This window comes from Mucilaginibacter sp. P1_D10, from assembly GCF_056406215.1.
Genome location: NZ_JBFUAP010000010.1, coordinates 124,559 through 142,281 on the forward strand (window position 1 = coordinate 124,559; position 17,723 = coordinate 142,281).

General features: G+C 46.4%; 19 protein-coding genes. 4 read left to right on the top strand and 15 right to left on the bottom strand.

What is annotated here, in order from left to right; genetic code table 11:
* Positions 1-3: 3 nt before the first annotated feature.
* Positions 4-564: a hypothetical protein gene (locus AC1DYT_RS16985; protein ID WP_477470753.1), complete on the bottom strand. Its 561-nt coding sequence runs from the start codon at positions 562-564 to the stop codon at positions 4-6.
* 101 nt (positions 565-665) lie between these two features.
* Positions 666-1,886: a hypothetical protein gene (locus AC1DYT_RS16990; protein WP_477470754.1), complete on the bottom strand. Its 1,221-nt coding sequence runs from the start codon at positions 1,884-1,886 to the stop codon at positions 666-668.
* A gap of 179 nt (positions 1,887-2,065) precedes the next feature.
* Between AC1DYT_RS16990 and AC1DYT_RS16995 the strand changes: the two genes are divergently transcribed.
* Together AC1DYT_RS16995 and AC1DYT_RS17000 are read left to right on the top strand one after the other, a co-directional pair.
* Positions 2,066-2,878 carry a lysophospholipid acyltransferase family protein gene (locus AC1DYT_RS16995; RefSeq protein ID WP_477470755.1) on the top strand — a complete coding sequence of 271 codons (813 nt, stop codon included), beginning with the start codon at positions 2,066-2,068 and terminating at the stop codon, positions 2,876-2,878.
* Between the two features lie 152 nt (positions 2,879-3,030).
* The gene (locus AC1DYT_RS17000) at positions 3,031-3,714 is read left to right on the top strand and encodes a diguanylate cyclase (protein WP_477470756.1); all 684 of its coding nucleotides are present in this window, start codon (positions 3,031-3,033) and stop codon (positions 3,712-3,714) included.
* Here the strand turns inward: AC1DYT_RS17000 and AC1DYT_RS17005 are convergent, their stop codons facing one another.
* The 8 genes from AC1DYT_RS17005 to AC1DYT_RS17040 all read right to left on the bottom strand — a co-directional run bounded on the left by AC1DYT_RS17005 (position 3,715) and on the right by AC1DYT_RS17040 (position 10,391).
* Positions 3,715-4,158 (bottom strand): luciferase domain-containing protein, encoded by a 444-nt coding sequence (locus AC1DYT_RS17005; protein WP_477470757.1) that lies wholly within the window; start codon positions 4,156-4,158, stop codon positions 3,715-3,717.
* Positions 4,159-5,073 (bottom strand): SRPBCC family protein, encoded by a 915-nt coding sequence (locus AC1DYT_RS17010; protein ID WP_477470758.1) that lies wholly within the window; start codon positions 5,071-5,073, stop codon positions 4,159-4,161.
* Positions 5,074-5,137: 64 nt separating this feature from the next.
* Entirely contained in the window at positions 5,138-5,644 is a 507-nt protein-coding gene (locus AC1DYT_RS17015) for a GbsR/MarR family transcriptional regulator (RefSeq protein WP_477470759.1), read from the bottom strand.
* Between the two features lie 126 nt (positions 5,645-5,770).
* Complete coding sequence (locus AC1DYT_RS17020; protein WP_477461558.1) at positions 5,771-6,151, bottom strand: hypothetical protein; 381 nt, start codon at positions 6,149-6,151, stop codon at positions 5,771-5,773.
* Between the two features lie 109 nt (positions 6,152-6,260).
* Positions 6,261-8,510, bottom strand: a complete 2,250-nt coding sequence (locus AC1DYT_RS17025) for an FG-GAP-like repeat-containing protein (RefSeq protein WP_477470760.1) — start codon at positions 8,508-8,510, stop codon at positions 6,261-6,263.
* Positions 8,511-8,676: 166 nt separating this feature from the next.
* Positions 8,677-8,937: a hypothetical protein gene (locus AC1DYT_RS17030; protein WP_477470761.1), complete on the bottom strand. Its 261-nt coding sequence runs from the start codon at positions 8,935-8,937 to the stop codon at positions 8,677-8,679.
* 115 nt (positions 8,938-9,052) lie between these two features.
* The gene (locus AC1DYT_RS17035; protein ID WP_477470762.1) at positions 9,053-9,388 is read right to left on the bottom strand and encodes a DUF6616 family protein; all 336 of its coding nucleotides are present in this window, start codon (positions 9,386-9,388) and stop codon (positions 9,053-9,055) included.
* A gap of 190 nt (positions 9,389-9,578) precedes the next feature.
* The gene (locus AC1DYT_RS17040; protein ID WP_477470763.1) at positions 9,579-10,391 is read right to left on the bottom strand and encodes a DUF3108 domain-containing protein; all 813 of its coding nucleotides are present in this window, start codon (positions 10,389-10,391) and stop codon (positions 9,579-9,581) included.
* 253 nt (positions 10,392-10,644) lie between these two features.
* On the opposite strand from AC1DYT_RS17040, the gene AC1DYT_RS17045 reads away from it, so the two are divergent.
* A complete protein-coding gene (locus tag AC1DYT_RS17045) occupies positions 10,645-11,664 on the top strand; it encodes a sensor histidine kinase (protein WP_477470764.1) in 1,020 nt (339 codons plus the stop codon).
* The gene (locus tag AC1DYT_RS17050; RefSeq protein ID WP_477470765.1) at positions 11,661-12,371 is read left to right on the top strand and encodes a LytR/AlgR family response regulator transcription factor; all 711 of its coding nucleotides are present in this window, start codon (positions 11,661-11,663) and stop codon (positions 12,369-12,371) included. Before AC1DYT_RS17045 ends, AC1DYT_RS17050 begins: the two co-directional genes overlap by 4 nt.
* Before the next feature lie 178 nt (positions 12,372-12,549).
* On the opposite strand, the gene AC1DYT_RS17055 is transcribed toward AC1DYT_RS17050, so the two are convergent.
* The 5 genes from AC1DYT_RS17055 to AC1DYT_RS17075 form a co-directional block, all read right to left on the bottom strand.
* The gene (locus tag AC1DYT_RS17055; protein ID WP_477470766.1) at positions 12,550-13,569 is read right to left on the bottom strand and encodes an asparaginase; all 1,020 of its coding nucleotides are present in this window, start codon (positions 13,567-13,569) and stop codon (positions 12,550-12,552) included.
* A 28-nt stretch (positions 13,570-13,597) separates the two neighbouring features.
* Positions 13,598-14,365 (bottom strand): TatD family hydrolase, encoded by a 768-nt coding sequence (locus AC1DYT_RS17060; RefSeq protein ID WP_477470767.1) that lies wholly within the window; start codon positions 14,363-14,365, stop codon positions 13,598-13,600.
* 116 nt (positions 14,366-14,481) lie between these two features.
* Positions 14,482-15,477 (bottom strand): FKBP-type peptidyl-prolyl cis-trans isomerase, encoded by a 996-nt coding sequence (locus AC1DYT_RS17065; protein WP_477470768.1) that lies wholly within the window; start codon positions 15,475-15,477, stop codon positions 14,482-14,484.
* A gap of 149 nt (positions 15,478-15,626) precedes the next feature.
* Positions 15,627-16,634 (bottom strand): FKBP-type peptidyl-prolyl cis-trans isomerase, encoded by a 1,008-nt coding sequence (locus tag AC1DYT_RS17070; RefSeq protein ID WP_477470769.1) that lies wholly within the window; start codon positions 16,632-16,634, stop codon positions 15,627-15,629.
* Positions 16,635-16,743: 109 nt separating this feature from the next.
* A complete protein-coding gene (locus tag AC1DYT_RS17075; RefSeq protein WP_477470770.1) occupies positions 16,744-17,718 on the bottom strand; it encodes an FKBP-type peptidyl-prolyl cis-trans isomerase in 975 nt (324 codons plus the stop codon).
* Positions 17,719-17,723: the final 5 nt, after the last annotated feature.

Genomic DNA, 17,723 nt, shown 5'->3' on the forward strand with positions numbered 1-17,723 from the left:
TGTTTAAGCTAATAGGCCTTGCACCTCGGGTGGTTGTGCGGGGGTAGGTAGGCTGGTACTTGGGATAATTTGGATAAGATCAGTAAAAGCAGGCATTAGGCCAGATGTATCTACTGCCAGGTTGAACAACGAAACCGGATAATTGTAGTTGCTGTCTATACCTGATTTCTTCTCTACCGGCAGGTGATTTTTTTTAGCCAGCGGCGAATCACTTACGTTTTTGGCAGTGATGATATTTTGGCCAATAAGCCTGGTTTTTTCGTAGTTGGGGATGCACATCAGATACATGGTATCGCGGGTCATCTTCATGGCTACGTAGTTGTAGTCGTTCTCGGCTAGCTTTACCTGGCCTGATATAGCCTGGAAATCTTCCTGCACCTGGGTTCTGGGAAGTTGTACCGGTATCTTGATTTCTACCAGTTCATCGGGTTTGTAAAGGCCTTTGCTTATCTGCTCGTTGGCAAAATCATCGGAGTGCTTGATGAAATATTGGAACAACAGCATGTAACCGCCCATGTTGAACATAAGCACGGCAAGCATTACTATTGCAAATACCTTTTTCAAGAAATCAGGTTTATAGTCGGGTTTGGATAAAAGTATCAAAAAAAATACAATTGCAAATATTATTTACGCTATGGGAGCTGTTTTTTTGCTAAACGGCTAAACTATAAGCCTTTTTGCCCTTTTGCAAAAGGCACATATTGATAAACCACCTCGTAGTGTTGGGTTTTAAGCTTTTTAGGTAGCTGGCCCATACGCAAATCATCCTGCTGAGGGGTGGGCTCGCAAATGGTATATGCATTGCCTTTATATACAATGGGACTGCCCCCCGGCTTGCTGAACTGCACTGCCATGGTAATATGCGTTGGGTACAGCAGGGCTATCATGGGCAGGTTGTAAATTTCTTTTACCAGGTAAAAGAACAACGCGGCGCGGTCGTCGCAATCGCTGTAACGGGCAAACAGGGTTTCCTCGGGCGAGAGGCGTTTCTCCCGGCCATAATTCTCTTCGTCGTCTTCATATAAAAAGGCGTAGCGGGTAAAATGCATTAGGTAGTCAACGCCTTTCTTTTCGCTCATACCCTCCATGTTTTGTTTGAGCAAGGGGATAAGCGAGCTATAAGTTTCCTTGCTTACCGGGATATTGAAATACGTTTCGAAATCAACCCCCGGGTAGTTCATAAAGATGGTCTCCACATCGGGATTAAGCTTAATATTGAAGTAGTATGCCTTGTGGTGATAAGTAAATTGCAGTTCTTTCTCCTGGTAATCCGATGCCTTAAAATCGGGCATGCGGGTAACTTTGTAGGAAAATGCCTTTTTGGCCTCTGCGATAGCAATAGCTACGGGAATAGGTGGATCGAGATTGAGGTCGGCCCTGACGTAATCGTGATAGTTTAGGCACATGTATTTTTTGGCATCTACTATAAAAGCGGGGATGTCTGATATATCCTCATCGTTCAACACATAAAATATCACTTTGCTTCGGGTAAGGGCCAAGCGTACATCGTAGCCACTTTTAGCCATCATGAACCATTTGTACAGGGTATAGCGGCCATAGTTATCAGCCTTGGGGCTTATCTGTTGCGCCGTTTTGCGGATGAGCTGGTAATACAGCCAATCGTTCAACTGGTTTCGGGTCTTGTAAGCGGTAAGCGAGTCTATAACAGGCTGGTAATTGCCTGCATTTATTTTATCGTAAAAACCTTTTACCGATGCCTGCGAAAGCTGAGTAGGCACATCGAGTATCAAAGCGTTATCTATCTGGCTGTTGAAGGTGCTGCCGTAAAAATCAATGCATATCCGCTGCTGCTGCGCCCTGGCCAGCGTAAACGAGAGCAGAGAACCCACCAGGATGGTTAAATATGTTTTAGTAAAGCGGTACAATTGAGATTTATAATTGGTAGTATAAATTTACATATAATTAACTTATTGATAACATAAACTCTACACTTAAATTGTCGTTCCCAATATAAATCGTATCTATTACCTGTAGGCCGACTTAATGATGCCGACACTTTCAGTTAATACCTGTTCGTTATTTTTAGAGATTAATCCTACGTAAAATGGCCGCTATTTCCAAAGCAGATTTTTCTAAAGCAGCCGGCATAAATGGCCTCCCGCTGCTCGCCTCGTTTTTAATGAACGTGTTGAAGATAGATGCCTTTAACACGATGATGGAAAACGCCAAAGCCTTAAAAGGCGTAGCCTTTGCCGACCATTTGTTTAAGACACTAGGTGTAACGCTGGTGGTAGACGAGGAAAGTTTGCATAATATACCGGCCGATGGCGCATTTATTACCGTTGCCAACCACCCTTATGGGGCCATAGAGTCGCTTGCTTTGCTGAGTATCCTTGTAAAAAAACGCCCCGAAACCATGTTTATGGGCAACTTCTTGTTGAAGAAAGTGCCTAACCTTGCCGACCATATCATCGCCGTAAACCCCTTCGAAAATATAAAGGATGCCTCCAGCATCAGCGGCTTAAAAACTACGCTCAAGGTTTTAAAGGATGGGGTGCCGGTTGCCATTTTCCCGGCGGGAGAAGTATCGTCCTACTGCCTCAAAAGGCGGCAGATAACCGATAAGGAATGGCACCCGGTTGTGGGTAAAATCATCGCAAAAGCCAATCAGCCCATACTGCCGGTGTATTTCCATGGCAACAATGGCCTGTTGTTCAGCCTGGCACGATTTATCCATCCATCGCTGCAAACCATTATGCTTTTCTCGCAGTTGTTCAACAAACGCGGGCATAAATTATATGTGAAGATAGGCCAGCCAATAATGCCTTGCGATGTGGGGCAGCAAGGCGATAGCGGGCCTGGCTTGCTGGCCCACTTGCGTGAAAAAACTTACGCTCTGGGTAAGGAATTAATCTAGCTGCGCTCTCCGCGACTGTAATATTATTTTTACCCATCGCTAACAAAAGGCGTTTTATTTTCTTTTACTTAAACAATTGATGGTGTATAGTTTACTATACCATATTAAACCCCTTTTTCACCCAATCCAAACTCAAACCTTAGCCGATACAAATGGATAAAACAAACTCATCCGACGAGTTAATCATCGCCAACAAAGAACTCGCTTATCAAAATCAAGAAAAGGAGGCGCGCGCTGCCGAACTTATTATTGCCAATGAAGAACTTGCTTACCAAAACGATGAAAAAGAAGCCCGCGCTGCCGAACTCGTTATAGCTAATAAAGAACTTGCTTACCAGCGCGATGAAAAAAGCAAACGGGCTGAAGAGCTCATCCTGGCCAACAAAGAACTTATTTTTCAGAACAATGAGAAAGAAAAGCGCGCGGCAGAGCTTATTGTAGCCAACCGTGAACTTGCTTACCAAAATGATGAAAAGGAAGCGCGTGCTGCAGAATTGCTGATTGCTAACCGCGAACTGGTTTATCAAAATGGGGAGAAGGAAAAGCGGGCAGAAGAGCTGGCATCGGCCTACATCGAACTTAAAAAAACCGAAGCCTATCTGAAGGATTATGTTAAAAGCATGGAGGAGATGATGTTCATTACATCGCACAAAGTACGGCTGCCGGTAGCCAATATTTTAGGCATAACCAGTATTATCGGCGGATTTCTGGATGCGCCGATTCAATTAAAGAAGATGATTATTTACCTTAAGCGGTCGGCGCTATCGCTGGATGAATTTATACAGGAACTCACCGAATTTATCAATGATAAAGAGGGAAAAAGGAAAATCTCCTGATTATGCCGGTTGACCGTATCTGCGGTCGGCCATTTTGTTATCATAGGCCATTTTTAGCAACCGCAGGGCAAAAGCTGCATCATCCTCGCTTTTGATATAGAAACTTATCCATCCGGTGCTTTTAAAAACATGATGGTGCAGTATTCGGTTATCCTCTGCCATCAGTCGTTGCTTTTCCTTTCGGCTTAATCGCATATCCAGTAAGCCGTTGCCGTGAATATGCCCAATCTCGTGCGAGCCATAATTAAACTGTAATCCACCGTATTTATGGATGCAGGTGCGGATATTTTGCCAGGCCGACACTTCGGTTTCAATGTCGTCGATATAGTCGGATACCTCCGGGTTTACCATAATGGTGGCAATTCGCAGCCAGGCATCAAACACCAGGCCGAAGCCGGGTATTGCCTTTAAAAAGCCAAGATATCTGGTTACGAACCGGAACATCTATTGCGCCTCGCTAATTTGTTTGATGTGCTCCATCACCCTTAGATGCACATTGCGGGTGATGCTTTTGGCCCAGATATCATAATACCAGGCCGGGAAAACGTACAAGCGGTACCAGCTGTTGCCCGTTACGGTGGTTGTACCATCACCATTATCCTTTAATAAAAATTGCCCGCGCAGGATATCGAGGTGGCCCATTATCTCCGGATCGCGCGGCTGCCCGGTGATATCGAACGTGAGGTTCTTGTTCTCGTCATACACTACGATCTTTTCATCGAACACGTAGCCGTTACTGAAAATACATTTACGTTTTGCGCCCACATAGTACCCCTCGGTAGTAGATTCCACCGGGCTCGGCATCCCCATTTTAAACAGCCAGTATTTATCGGGCGAGGTGTTGCGTTTGTAGGCGACGACGTTTTTCCAAACGGTACTTACCGGCGCTTTGATGATAATGCTATCTGCAACCATATTTTCGTAGTGGTGTACCGAAGTGGAATCGATAACAAAAACAAGAAGGAGCAGGGCTACTATACTCACATTTAGCGTTGTGTTATCGCGTTTGAACATGGTTCGGCCGGCAAAGGTGCCCGCCACAATAAAAGACCAGAGTAAGGGAGATACGATAATGAGGCAAATAACCCCTTCCTCGAGGAACACGAAGCTGAGCGCTACAGCGATGATGCAATTGATAATTGAGCGCATGATTACCATCCTGCCGGAAAGGTCTCTATCGCGCCAAAACCATGCGCTGATGATTCCCATCAAAAACGGGACAATCACAAATTCCGAAAAAACAATTACGCTGCTGCCACCCGGTTCTGTAGAAAAATACTTGGTGATGCCAATAATGACAAAAGCGACTGCATTGGCCACCAGGTAGCCGTTCATTAACGGGGTAAATATTTTTTTCATTTTAAGGTGAGGTTTATTGAGATTGAATTTTCAGTAAAATATGAAATTTATAGTCAAAAAAATGTTACTTGAACATTTTAAAGATAGATTTCCAGAACCAGTTCTCTTCGGCCTTTAGCATCGTCTCCAAAGTCTTATCCACGTTTTTGGCCAGCTTATTTATATCGGTAACCGATTTATTGAAGGTTTTAAAGGCTTCATCCTTGCTATCGCCTTCTACTTTGCTTAATTCGTCCAGTATTTTGATGATGGGATCCAGTTCGCGTTTGCGGCGCTCTTTGGCTACCTGGCGGGCTATGTTCCAGGTATCTTTATCGGCAAAAAAGTATTCTTTGCGTTCGCCTGCTTTGTGCTGTTTTTCTACCAGGCCCCAGCTTATCAGATCGCGCAGGGTCATGTTGGCGTTGCCACGCGATATCTTCAGCTCCTCCATAATCTCCTCGGTAGTGAGCGCAGCAGGGCTAACCAGCAGCAAGGCATGTACTTGCGCCATGGTACGGTTAATGCCCCATTCAGAACCTAACTTGCCCCATGCTTCAATAAATTTGCCTTTTGCCTCGGATAATTGCATATACAAAGATAAACATGTTTTTTAACTTTCAAAACTTTATGAAAGTTTGTTGCCGCGCCGGGTGTCAACAAATAAGCCGCCTCGTATTGCTACGGGGCGGCTTGCTGTTTCTGCTTTCGGTAAAGCTTAGTTAGATGCGGTAGAGCTCCAGCCGTCGCTCCAACCTGTGCTGGCCTTATCCTTGCCACTTACCATTTTTTCGTATTTGGCCACTTGTGCGGTAGTTAGCACTGCTTTAATTTTTTTAACGGTAGCAGCGCGCAGGGGGCGTATAGCCACCAGCATTTTATCGTTGTTGCCTTTTTGCTCGGTCTTTATCTTATCAAATTTCTCTGCCGAATCTGTATAGATAGCCGCAATTTGTGCGGTTTGCTTATCGGTAAGTTTCAGTTGCTGCTGCAATTCTTTCGCTTTTTCAACCGGGTCGGTAGTGCCGGGCCGACTTTGTGCGCTTGCCGCGATGCTTACGCCTAAAAACAGGCAGCACATTAACATTATTCTTTTCATGGTTTTATGGTTTTGCGTGTTTAGTAATAATTCTTAAAATTAATATTAGTTTTCAATAAAAAAAAATAAGCAAGCACATTACTGTAAGGTGCTTGCTTTGAATGGGTTATTACTGTTTCATTCCTGCCATTTCTGGCATGCATACGGCCACTCCTTTCTTATTTTTAAAAGTAAGTTTTGCAAGATTTTTGGGCTTCAAAAAGTCGATTCCCTCGGCTATATCCAAAAACTGATTGGGCTTTACATTCTTGAAACGCTGCACGGTTTTGCTGCCTGCCCATGTAATTTCCAACTCGTCTATCAGGGTAGCCTGGCCAATGCCTATTTCCTGTTGCAGGGGCGATGACCCGAAACTGCCGCCCGAGTTTACGTCGCGGTAAACACGGCGCTTGATGCCGTTTTCGGTAAAGGTTAGCTTAATGTGACTGCCAATAGCAGCTTTGTTGGCTTTTACGCCCTCCAGTTTCAGGCTTATCCAGTTATTGTCGCTCTGGCCGGGGTTCATGTATAGCGAACTGGTGTACGAGTCGCCCTTGTAGGCCCCACCCATTTCGGCATAAATATCCTGTATGCCGGTGTTGCGGAAATCGGCAAAGGCAATACCATGCCCTTTTTGGAGGTTGCCCAGGCGCGACGAGGTGGTTACATCGGCAAAACGTTTGCCGCCTACATTCCTGAACAGCTTATTGGGCACAAGCGATTTAAAATCGGGGTTACCGGTGCCGAAATACATATCCGGGTAGCCATCGTTATCGATATCGCCAAAATTACCACCCATGCTGAACACCACTTTATCTAAACCCGCCTCAACCGTAACATCGGTAAATTTGCCGTTATGGTTGTTGTGATATAGGAAAATGTTGCCCGCGCGCGGCACGGGTTTGCCTAAAGCAGCAGCAGCAGAATAATAACCCAGGCTGGTGGTGAAATTATAGTCGCTCACCACTATATCCTGCCAGCCATCGTTGTCGTAATCGAAAAACCAGGTGGTAAAGCTGCGTTCGTGGTTATCGGCGAGGCCTGCTTCGGCGCTGACATCCTTGAAATCTACCATGCCTCCGGGTTTGGTTATGTTTTTAAGCAGGTGCTTGTTGCCCGTCATAGTAGATACGAATACGTCGGGTAATCCATCGTGGTCGTAATCGGCAGAGGTAACGCCTTTTACAAACTCGCCTATTTCGCAATGTGCCTTAGCGGCAATATTGGTAAAGGTGCCGTTTTGGTTATTGATGTACAGCATGCACTGATGCTCGCCGCCTTCGGTAGCGGTAGGCAGGTTTTCAGCGCCTATGAACACATCTAACCAGCCATCGTTGTTAAAATCGGCCCAGGTGGCAGCTTGGGTAGGGTGGAAGTACAGCAGCCCGGCTTCGGTGGTAACATCGGTAAAGGTGCCGTCGCCATTATTGCGTAGCAGCGATGATGGTTGGTTGCCAAAGCCATTGGTAAGCCAGGCACCGCGCAATACGAAAATATCAAGCTTGCCATCGTTGTTGTAATCTGTTTGTTGGATGTTGAGGCCGCCTGTAATGCCGGTGAGCCCGCTGCTCTCGGTCACGTCGCTAAAGGTGCCGTTCTTATTGTTCCGGAAGTAGTGCATAGGGTCCTGCAAATCCCAGCCCGAGGTTACGATATCGATGTAGCCATCGTTGTTGAAATCATCGGCAATAACGCCGCCTGCCCTGCCATTGATGTTAAGATCGAGCCCGGCGGCCACATCGACAAATGGTTTCAGGCGCTGGCCCTCGTCGGCATCAAGCCCTGGTATCAGGAACTGTTTGGGCACGTTTTGCGGGTATTGCCCCAGCGTCATGTAAGCAATGTTGAGCAACCAGCGCGATTGCAGGTCGGCCGGGTTGGCTTTCAGCACGGCCTGGTAGGTATCAATAGCCTTTGTCGAGCCCGTTTTCAGGACGTGCACCCCATCGTCCTTAATAGGGAATATGCACGAAGAGCCCGTGTGGTTGAGCATGCAATTGGAACGCTCGCCCAGGCGCATAAAGGCTATACCCACATCAGGCATAATCTGGTTAAGCGACATATAATCTACATGCGCTGTCAAATAATTGTATGCATCTACAGATTCCTGCTCCTTGCCTACCTCTAAAGCCAGCTCGGCCTTTGAATAAAGCACGTCGAGGTTCCTGTCCAGCCCTCCGGCTTTCAGGATGGAATCCAGCATCGCGTATTTCACCTCGGGGCAAAACGAATTTTTTTGGTTATAATTCTCTTTGGATAGTTGGCTCAGCAAATTCACCATCTCCTGGTGCGAGCCTGATTTTCGGCTAAATGATATCATGCCTATAGCAACGCCTATTAAAAGCACAGCTGCTACGGCCCATTTTATAATGTTTTTCATGTTGGGTAATGTTGCTAATGCTGCCGGCTGATAGATAGCAGCAAACAGCTTAAGGTTTATCTGTAAACAATACTTACCGACGTGCCAAAGCAAAGCACAGCAGTATGTTTAGCTACCGCCACGCAGGATTACCATGAAAAGAGGAGACATAAAATGCCTTATTTATTCAGCATAATAGATAGTAGCCCCTTACAGGCGCCCCGCGGGCAAGAAAATTGGATTGGGAAAGGCTGATAGATGCAACCGATGGATGCATAAGGCCTTGAATAGGGTTGGTTAATATATTTGACTGTACATAAGCATGTACAAATTTTTGCGGAGCAATTGAGCGGGCAGCATAATGCCGACCACCCATAACAGCAAACACCCGCTCGCCTATCAATAAGGCGACCGTACCCAGCAGGAATATAGCAATAAAGTTTTCCAAAGCTTTGGTTTACAGTTTGTAAATATAAAAGTGTGATTTATTTACGGCATTTCAAAATTAAAAGCACAAAATACCCTAACTCACAATTAAAAGCCGCCGGAAAGTTTAGCAAAGGTTAAATATTGATGAGTTTGCCAATGATATCCGTTGGGCTTGCTGCATTGCCTTTGAGGTTTAGCTGATCGAAATAATTGTACCAGCCTGCGCCTGTAACCAATGCCTCGAAGGATTTGGCCAACTCATCGGTGGGGAATTTCCATACCGCGAAGAAATCGTGGCCAAGGCGTTCCACCGTGTCGGTATCGTTTTCGCCCCAGGTTATGATTTCTACGCCTTGCTCCAGCATTTGTTGTATTGCAGGACCTACCTGGCCCATGTATGCGCCGCGATCTTCGATACTTAAATCAAGCCAGGCTTGCCTGGCACTCCATACTTCGATGTAAAATTTCATTTGGTTAAGGGTTTAATTGGTATGGCAATGATACTGATTTAAAGCACATTAATGCATTTATAGCTTAAAAATACTTCATAGCTCCGCGCATGGCTTATCGCAGGCAATAACCTTCCATTATTTTTTTGGCAAACACTATAGGGATAAACACCTCACTTGTTGTATCAGATAGGTATTTGCAAAACAATGCTTAATTCGTCAGCTTACGSAAAATATCGGGTGCAGCTGCGGGGAGTTTTACTTTGTAGCGATACATCCCGTTAAAGCTATCTTCTTCTTTAATAAACTCGTGTCCTTTTTTGCTTATCCAAAAAGTCTGCGTAGCATGGGTTCCTTTGTAATCATTTTCGGTAACAAGTTTCCAGCAATCTACTTTTTCCTGGTTCAGGGTTCCAACTATCTCGCTGCCTGCAACCTTGTAGAGCGCATACTCGGGCGTATTGCTTACGGCATCGTAAAAGTTGATAGCAAACTGTTTGCCGGCTGCCAATGGGAGCATCTCGAAGGTTTCTATATCCAGGTTCCAGTTAAAATAGGGTTCGGCCGGGCTTGCCGTAAAGCCTTTGAGTGTATTCGCGGCAACGGTATCTGCACTCACTACCTGCTGTGCCGACCAGTTGAACGATTTGTTTTTGCCGTTAACGGTTTCTGAATGGTAAACCGGCGCAAAGTCGCTTACACGGTTAAGCGAGTAAGCAGTTCTATACCCTGTGGTGTCGCCGGTGTACCAATGCTGGCTGGTGGCAAAAACTTGTTCGCCATTATGGTTTATGATTGCCGTGTTTCGCACCCAAAGTGATAGGCGCAGTTGTTTTGGAGATTTGGGCATCTGAAAATACACCAGGTACTGGCGCATGCCGGGCTTTAATGCCGCAGTGTTAAGGCGTTTATCGCTGAGCCGGATGGTATCAATTTTTTGCGCCGAAGCAGTCTTTGGCTGAGCCGAGAGAAACAAGGCGGCTAGAGTTGCAATAATAGCTGTGATTGGGATATTTACTTTCATGTTTTTTGGAAATGTTTGGGTTTTACTTTAGTTAACTGGCGTAAAATTGAGCGCAATGGCAAAGCTTCCAAAATCAGTTCAACTAATGCCTGTAAATATTTTGCGGCTCGCCCCATTGCTTCAATAACAGCACAAAAACAGGCTAAAATGCCCGGTACCTTTAATTATTGAAATTGATGTGCCGTTGATTGAAAAAATGCAGGCATCTGTTGAAAAGCGTAGCGCAGGCTTAAAAAGCTTCGTATTTTTAAGGATGAAATTATTTAGCGGCAAGCTCAATATTGTGCAGCTCCAATGGTTGGTGTGGGTGTTCTTCTTTATCATCATTATGCTGTCGCTGATGCAAAACGATGGGTTTTCGCAGGCGCTTACCTATGCTTTGTTAAATAGCAGTTTCTACGCCGTAATAATTTATGGAAATATACTTTGGTTGTTTCCGCGCCTGTACCAAAAAGGCAAGGTGACGCTATATGTTTTGGCCGTAATGGCCTTTTTAGGGGGGATTGGGGTGGTACGGGGTTACATTACCATGAGCATATACAACGCATTGTTTGCCCAAAAGCCCGAAGAGATGAGCATGAAAGCGATGAGTAATTTTGTGGTTAGCAGCCTGGTCATTTTTTTGCTCAGCTTTATCTTCCGCATCGCGATAGCTTATTTCGCGCTGAAAAGGCAATCGGATGAGATCATAGCCCAAAAAACGCAGGCCGAGCTTAATCTGCTCAAATCGCAGGTGCAGCCGCATTTTCTGTTCAATACGCTCAATAATATTTATTACGAGGCGTACCTGGAAGCGCCGCGCACGGCGGGACTCATAGAGCAGCTATCCAACATTATGCGCTATTTTGTAGATGAGAGCCCGAAGCAGGTGGTATCTATAGGAACCGAGATCCAATTCATCGAAAACTACATCGAACTGGAGAAAATCCGCATCCGCTACGATATCCGCATCAAATTCGAAAAACATTGCGATGCCTCGCTTAGCATCCCACCTATGCTGTTGATGACCTTCGTAGAAAACATTTTTAAGCACGGCATCGATAAATCCAGTATTGATAATAGGATTGACATCTCATTGCTGCAGGACGAGGGCCGACTGATATTTACGACTGAAAATACCATACCGGAGGTGCCGCCGCACGCGGCTTCAACAGGCTTCGGTATTGCCAACCTGCGCAAACGGCTGGAGCTGCTGTATAAGGATGATTTTGAACTGTCTACCCAAAATAATGGCGATATTTACCATGCCCGCTTAAATATACCGCTGCCATGAGCCTGAAGTGCATTATTATAGACGATGAACCTAATGCGGTAAACCTGCTGGAGGTGCTTATTGGCCAAACCACCCAATGGCAGCTATTGGGCAAGTGCTATAATGCGCTGGAGGCGATAGAATTCCTGAAGAACCGTCGGGTAGATTTCATCTTCCTGGATATTAACATGCCGCACCTTACCGGCATGGAGCTGGCCGGGCTATTGCCAAAGAATACCAAAATAGTATTCACCACGGCCTATGCCGAGCATGCCGCCGAAAGTTACGCTTACCAAACGATAGATTACCTGCTGAAACCCATTACCCTGAAACGCTTTTTGGCCGCTACCCAGAAAATTGAGGCCAGTTTTGGCACGCCTCCGCCGGTTGCTAAAACCGAGGCCCCGCCACAAGCCGATTACTTCTTTTTTAAAAGCGGTAAGACCTTGCGCAAGATATTGCTGGATGAGATACTTTACTTTGAGGGCGAAAAGGAATACGTGCGCCTGGTAACAGGCACTGAGGAATTGCTGATATACCGCAGACTAAAGGATATCGAGGAACAATTGCCGCAGCCCTTTGTGCGCGTGCATAACTCTTACATCGTAAATACCAAACAGCTTAATAAGATACAGGACAACCACATTTACATCGGCAGCAAGCAGATACCGGTGAGTGATAAATTCCGAGAGAGCTTTATGGAGGCGATAAGGCAAAGGATATTTTAGAGGGAGGTGCCGTTTATAAACATCGTCATTGCGAGCGATAGCGTGGCAATCATCGGCACGTAGGCCGGACTGACAGAGCGGCTCTGCCAGCCGATGATTGCCGCGTCGCCCCCTGCTCTTTCCCACCGCTGCTCCTCGCAAAGACGATGGGGTTGTTGTCGCCGGAATATTTGCTTCCCTACGATTCCGTTAACTCGCCTCTCAAATCCTTTTCCAAACAGCGCTTCACTTCCTGCGGATCGTTTATTTCGCCGAGGAGGTACATCATTTTGGTAACGGCGGCCTCAAAGGTCATATCAAAACCGCTGGCTACGCCCATATCTTTTAGCTCCTTGCTGGTTTCGTAACGGCCTAGCTCTACAGTGCCCACTTTACATTGCGAGATATCCAGGATAACTTTTCCTGCGCCTATTGCTGCTTTCAGCAGGTCGACAAACCATTGATCAGTTGTAGTATTGCCCGCACCAAAAGTTTCCATTACAATGCCGCGCACATCTGCTCCTAAAATGGTTTCTACCACTTTGGGGCTAATACCGGGATAAAGTTTTAGTACCGCTACATCGCTAACGAGGTTGTTATGAACTTTTAACGGCCCTTCGCCCGGCTGCCGGATGTCGTTCGCGCTGAAACGCAGGTGCACGCCCGATTCGGCCAGTATGGGGTAATTGGGCGAACGGAAAGCCTCGAACTTGGATGAATTGTATTTAAACGCGCGGTTACCGCGGAACAGCTTATAGTCAAAATAGATACAAACCTCGGGGACGCGACTTTTGTCGTTCTTTTTGGCTTTGGCAATTTCGATGGCGGTCATCAGGTTTTCCTTGGCATCCGTGCGTACGGCGCTTATAGGTAACTGCGAGCCGGTGAATATCACGGGCTTATCTAAATTCTGCAACATAAAGCTCAGCGCCGATGCTGTGTAGGCCATGGTATCAGAGCCGTGCAGAATTACGTAACCGTCTACATCGTCGTAATTTGCTTCTATGAGCGCGGCAAGTTCGCTCCAAACAGCGGGGTTCATGTTGGATGAATCGATAATCTGCTCGAACGAATGCACCTTTATCTTGCAGTTGAGTTTCTCCAACTCGGGCACATTATCCATAATTTGCTCGAAATTGATGGGTACAAGTGTTTTGGTAACAGGGTCGGTCATCATACCTATGGTGCCGCCGGTATAGATGATCAGTATTTGGCTCATGCGTTTGGTTTATGCTTTAATAAAATAATTACACCCCAAAAACTTTCCTTGAGTTTTCGGTGGTGGTGCTTGCCACTTCTTCTACAGTAATTTGATGCAGCTCCGCAACCTTTTGGGCTATGTATGTTAAATAAGCGCTTTCGTTAGGTTTACCACGGTACGGAACAGGCGTAAGATACGGAGAATCGGTTTCTAAAACGATATGCTGCAACCCGATTTCGGGTAAGATTTTGTCCAGCCCGGCGTTTTTGTAGGTCACCACGCCGCCTATCCCCAGGTAAAAGCCTAAGGCAATTACTTTTTGGGCTTGCTCCTGCGTGCCGCTAAAGCAATGGAATATACCACGCAGCAGTTCGTCTTTTTCCTGTAGTAATACTTCATACACCTCGTCGAAAGCGTCGCGGCAGTGTATCACGATGGGCAGTTTTAGCTGCTTGGCCCATTTTATCTGCAGTTTAAAAGCCTGTATCTGCTCTGTTAAGAAGGTTTTGTCCCAATATAGGTCTATACCTATCTCACCGATGGCGTATATAGGGTGCTTGTGTAATTCTGGCTGCATCAGCATCAGCTCGTGCTCCCAATCGGTCTTTACCGAACAGGGGTGTAGCCCCAGCATGGCAAAGCAATTATCGGGGTAAGCAGCCAGTAAATCTGCTATCAGCGGCATAGAAGCTGCATCTACATTGGGTAAGAACAGCCGCTGCACGCCGTTATCCATGCAACGCTGCATCAGGGCCTGCCGCTTTGCATCGTCGGTTTCGTAGTATAAGTGGGTGTGCGTATCTGTTAATACCATGCTGCAAAAATAAAAAAGCCTCCGTTGTAGGAGGCTTTTTATGCTGATTAAATTCAATTTTTACCGTTAGCTGCTTTTTGGCGGGCTTTTGGCCGTCTTACGCAGCTTGGGGCTCGCTACTTCTTGTCTTTGCCAGGCACTACATCTACCACCTCTACGTCAAAAATCAAGGTGCTGTAAGGCGCAATATTGCCATTGCCTTGTTCGCCATAGCCCAGGGCCGATGGTATAACGAAGGTAGCCTTAGCGCCTTTGTTGAGCAATTGAAGGCCTTCTACCCAACCCTGTATCAGCGGCTGTACGCCCAGGCGGAACATTAAAGGCTGGTAAGGGTTACCTTCCTGGTAAGTGCCTGCCGCCCTGGCTACAGATTCGATACTGGTATCGAACACGCTCTCGTTTGTAAGGCGGCCGGCGTAGTGTATCACGATAGAATCGCCCGGCATGGCATTAGGCCCTGTACCCGGTTTGGTGATCACATAACGCAGGCCCGAGGCCGTGGTTTGTAGCACCAGGCCATGCTTGCTTACGTAAGCGTTGGCGTCGGCGGTTTCGGCTTCTTTTATTTTGACGAGGCCGGCCTGGCGTTCGGCCATGGCATCGGCTATGGATTGTATCTTAACGATTTTTATGGTGCACAAAATATTACCGCCTTTGGCCAAAAATGCCGGGCGTTGTGCTTCCATGCCTTTAAAAACAGAATCGACAGGCACTTTTACGAAGGCACTATCGTTTGCGGCCAGCAAAGGCAAAATATCCATCAGATCGCCCACGTTGCGCGATGGCTGCGCCTGCACTTTTACAGGTTGCCCCATTTTATAACTGCTGAAAAGCATCGAATCTTTATCGGTACGCTGAGTAACGTGGAAGGTAACCACATCGCTCAGTTTGATTTTAGGCCCGGTGTTTTTCTTGATGATTTTGTAAAGTACGCCATTTGGCAGCTTGGTAAAACCGCCGGCAACCAGTATAGGGCCTTTTGCCGCCGGGCCTTTTTTGGCCGCTTTGCCTTTTGCCGTGGTAGCCTTGCCTTTAACAGCCGGCTTTTTTTTCACCTGGGCGTAGCCGGTAAAAACGCTTAGGATTAAAATGATGGTGAGGAGCTTCTTCATTTGTATTTTTGTTTGTATTGCTGGCTGGTGTTCAAAGGCCTTATCCGGCAAAAATTATTTTTCTTAAAGAGCCGTCCGCTATACACGGCTGGCTATAAATGTTTCAATAGCTTATCGCCGGCGATTGCGGCGTTCAGTTTTTTGGTGCATTAGGGTTTAGGATGTACAATATCCACCACCTCTATCGTAAATACGGTTGGCGCAAACGGCGGAACCATCGGTGGGGCGCCTTGCTCGCCCCAGCCCAGCACTGATGGGATCACAAATGTAGCTTTGGTGCCTTTCTTCAACAATAACATGCCTTCGTCCCATCCTTTTATCACCTTGCCTTCGCCAACGGCAACACGTAGCGGGGTAAATGCGCGGCTAGGATCTAGCGGCTGGTTGTTGGCAGCGGCAGCTTTAAGGGCATCTTCTTTAATGCTGCTATCGAATATTTTGCCGTTTAATAAAGTAGCGGTATAGTTTACTACTGCGGTATCGCCCTTGGCAATGTTTGCGCCGCTGCCGGGGGTGGTTATCTCATAAACCAGGCCCGATGCAGTTGTAGTAGTTTTCAGTTGATTATCATCAACGTATTTTTTTATTTTAGCAGGCTCAGCTTTCAACATGATATCGCCCTGCGCCTTTATGTATTCGGATACCCGCGCCTGGAAAACAGCATCGCTCAGGTTGTCTTTTGGTATCACTTTCACTACCTGTAGGTTGTAGATAAGGTACTTGCCTTTAATGCCAGGAGGCTTTGGCTGACCTTTTTTGAATATCGAATCAATGTTCATTTTAAAGGTTGCGCTATCGCCTTCGCTAAGCAGGCCAAAGCCGGTGGTTATGTCGCCCTTCTTCTCCGGTTTAGGCATTGGGGCAAATACCGGGCGACCTTGCTGGTAGGTACTGTAAAGCACCGAGTCGCCATCGGTTGTAAGCACAAGGTTAATGCTCATAAAATCGCCTGTTTTGATGGTTTGTCCGGGTTTATCCACGAGGATATTATAAAGCAAACCACCATCGGCCTGTTTAAGCCCATCTATCATGGGTAAGGGTGTCTTTTTGGCTGTTAGGCCATTTGCCGTTTTGCCTTTAACAGCAGGCTTTTTTTTCACCTGGGCGTAACCGGTAAAAACGCTTAGGATTAAAACGATGGTTAAGAGCTTCTTCATTTGTATGTTTAAGTATTGCGGGCTTTTGCCCGTTAGCCTTATCCGGCAAAATATTTTTCATAAAAAAGCCTTCCGCTTATACACGGAAGGCTTTCATTGCTTTTAAGTATTATCTGATTGTTGGTGGTTGCGGGTCTGCAATTTTTGGTGCATTGGGGTTTGGATGAACAATATCCACTACCTCAACCGTGAATACGGTAATGGCAAATGGAGGGATCATCGGCGGCGCGCCTTGCTCGCCCCAACCTAAAGATGAGGGGATTACAAAGGTTGCTTTGGCGCCCTTGTTCAATAACAACAAGCCTTCGTCCCAGCCTCTTATCACCTTGCTCTGGCCTACGGCTATGCGTAAAGGTGAAAATGGGCGGCGTGGATCGATCGGTTGTTTGTTGGCTGCGGCAGCCTTTTCTGCATCAGCTTTAATGCTGCTATCGAAGATTTTGCCATTCAGCAATTTACCGGTGTAATTTACTACTGCGGTATCTCCGTTGGCAATGGTTGCGCCACTGCCCTGCGCGCTAATTTCATAAACCAGGCCCGAAGCGGTGGTAGTGGTTTTGAGTTTATTATCGTCTGCGTATTTCTTAATCTTGGCTGGCTCGGCTTTCGCAATTGCATCGGCCTGGCCTTTCATGTATTCAGATATACGGCCCTGGAAAACAACATCGCTCAGGTTGCCCCTTGGTATCACTTTTTCTACCTTAACATTGTAAACCAGGTATTTGCCTTTGATGCCCGGTGGCTTTGGCTGGCCTTTTTTGAAAACCGAATCGATACTCATTTTAATGGTTGCGCTGTCGCCTTCGCTAAGCAAGGCAAAACCGCTGATGATATCGCCTTTTTTCTGTGCTTTAGGCATGGCGTTTATTACCGGGCGGCCCTGCTCGTAAGTGCTGAATATTACCGAGTCGCCATCGGTTTTAAGCACCAGGTTCAGGCTCATGAAATCGCCTGTTTTAATGGTTTCGCCCGGTTTATCTACGTGTATATCATAAAGCAAGCCGCCTTCAGCCTGTTTGAATCCACCTTTACAGCTTGCCAACCCTACAGCTGCAAGCACAATTAACATTACGTTTTTCCTCATTTTAG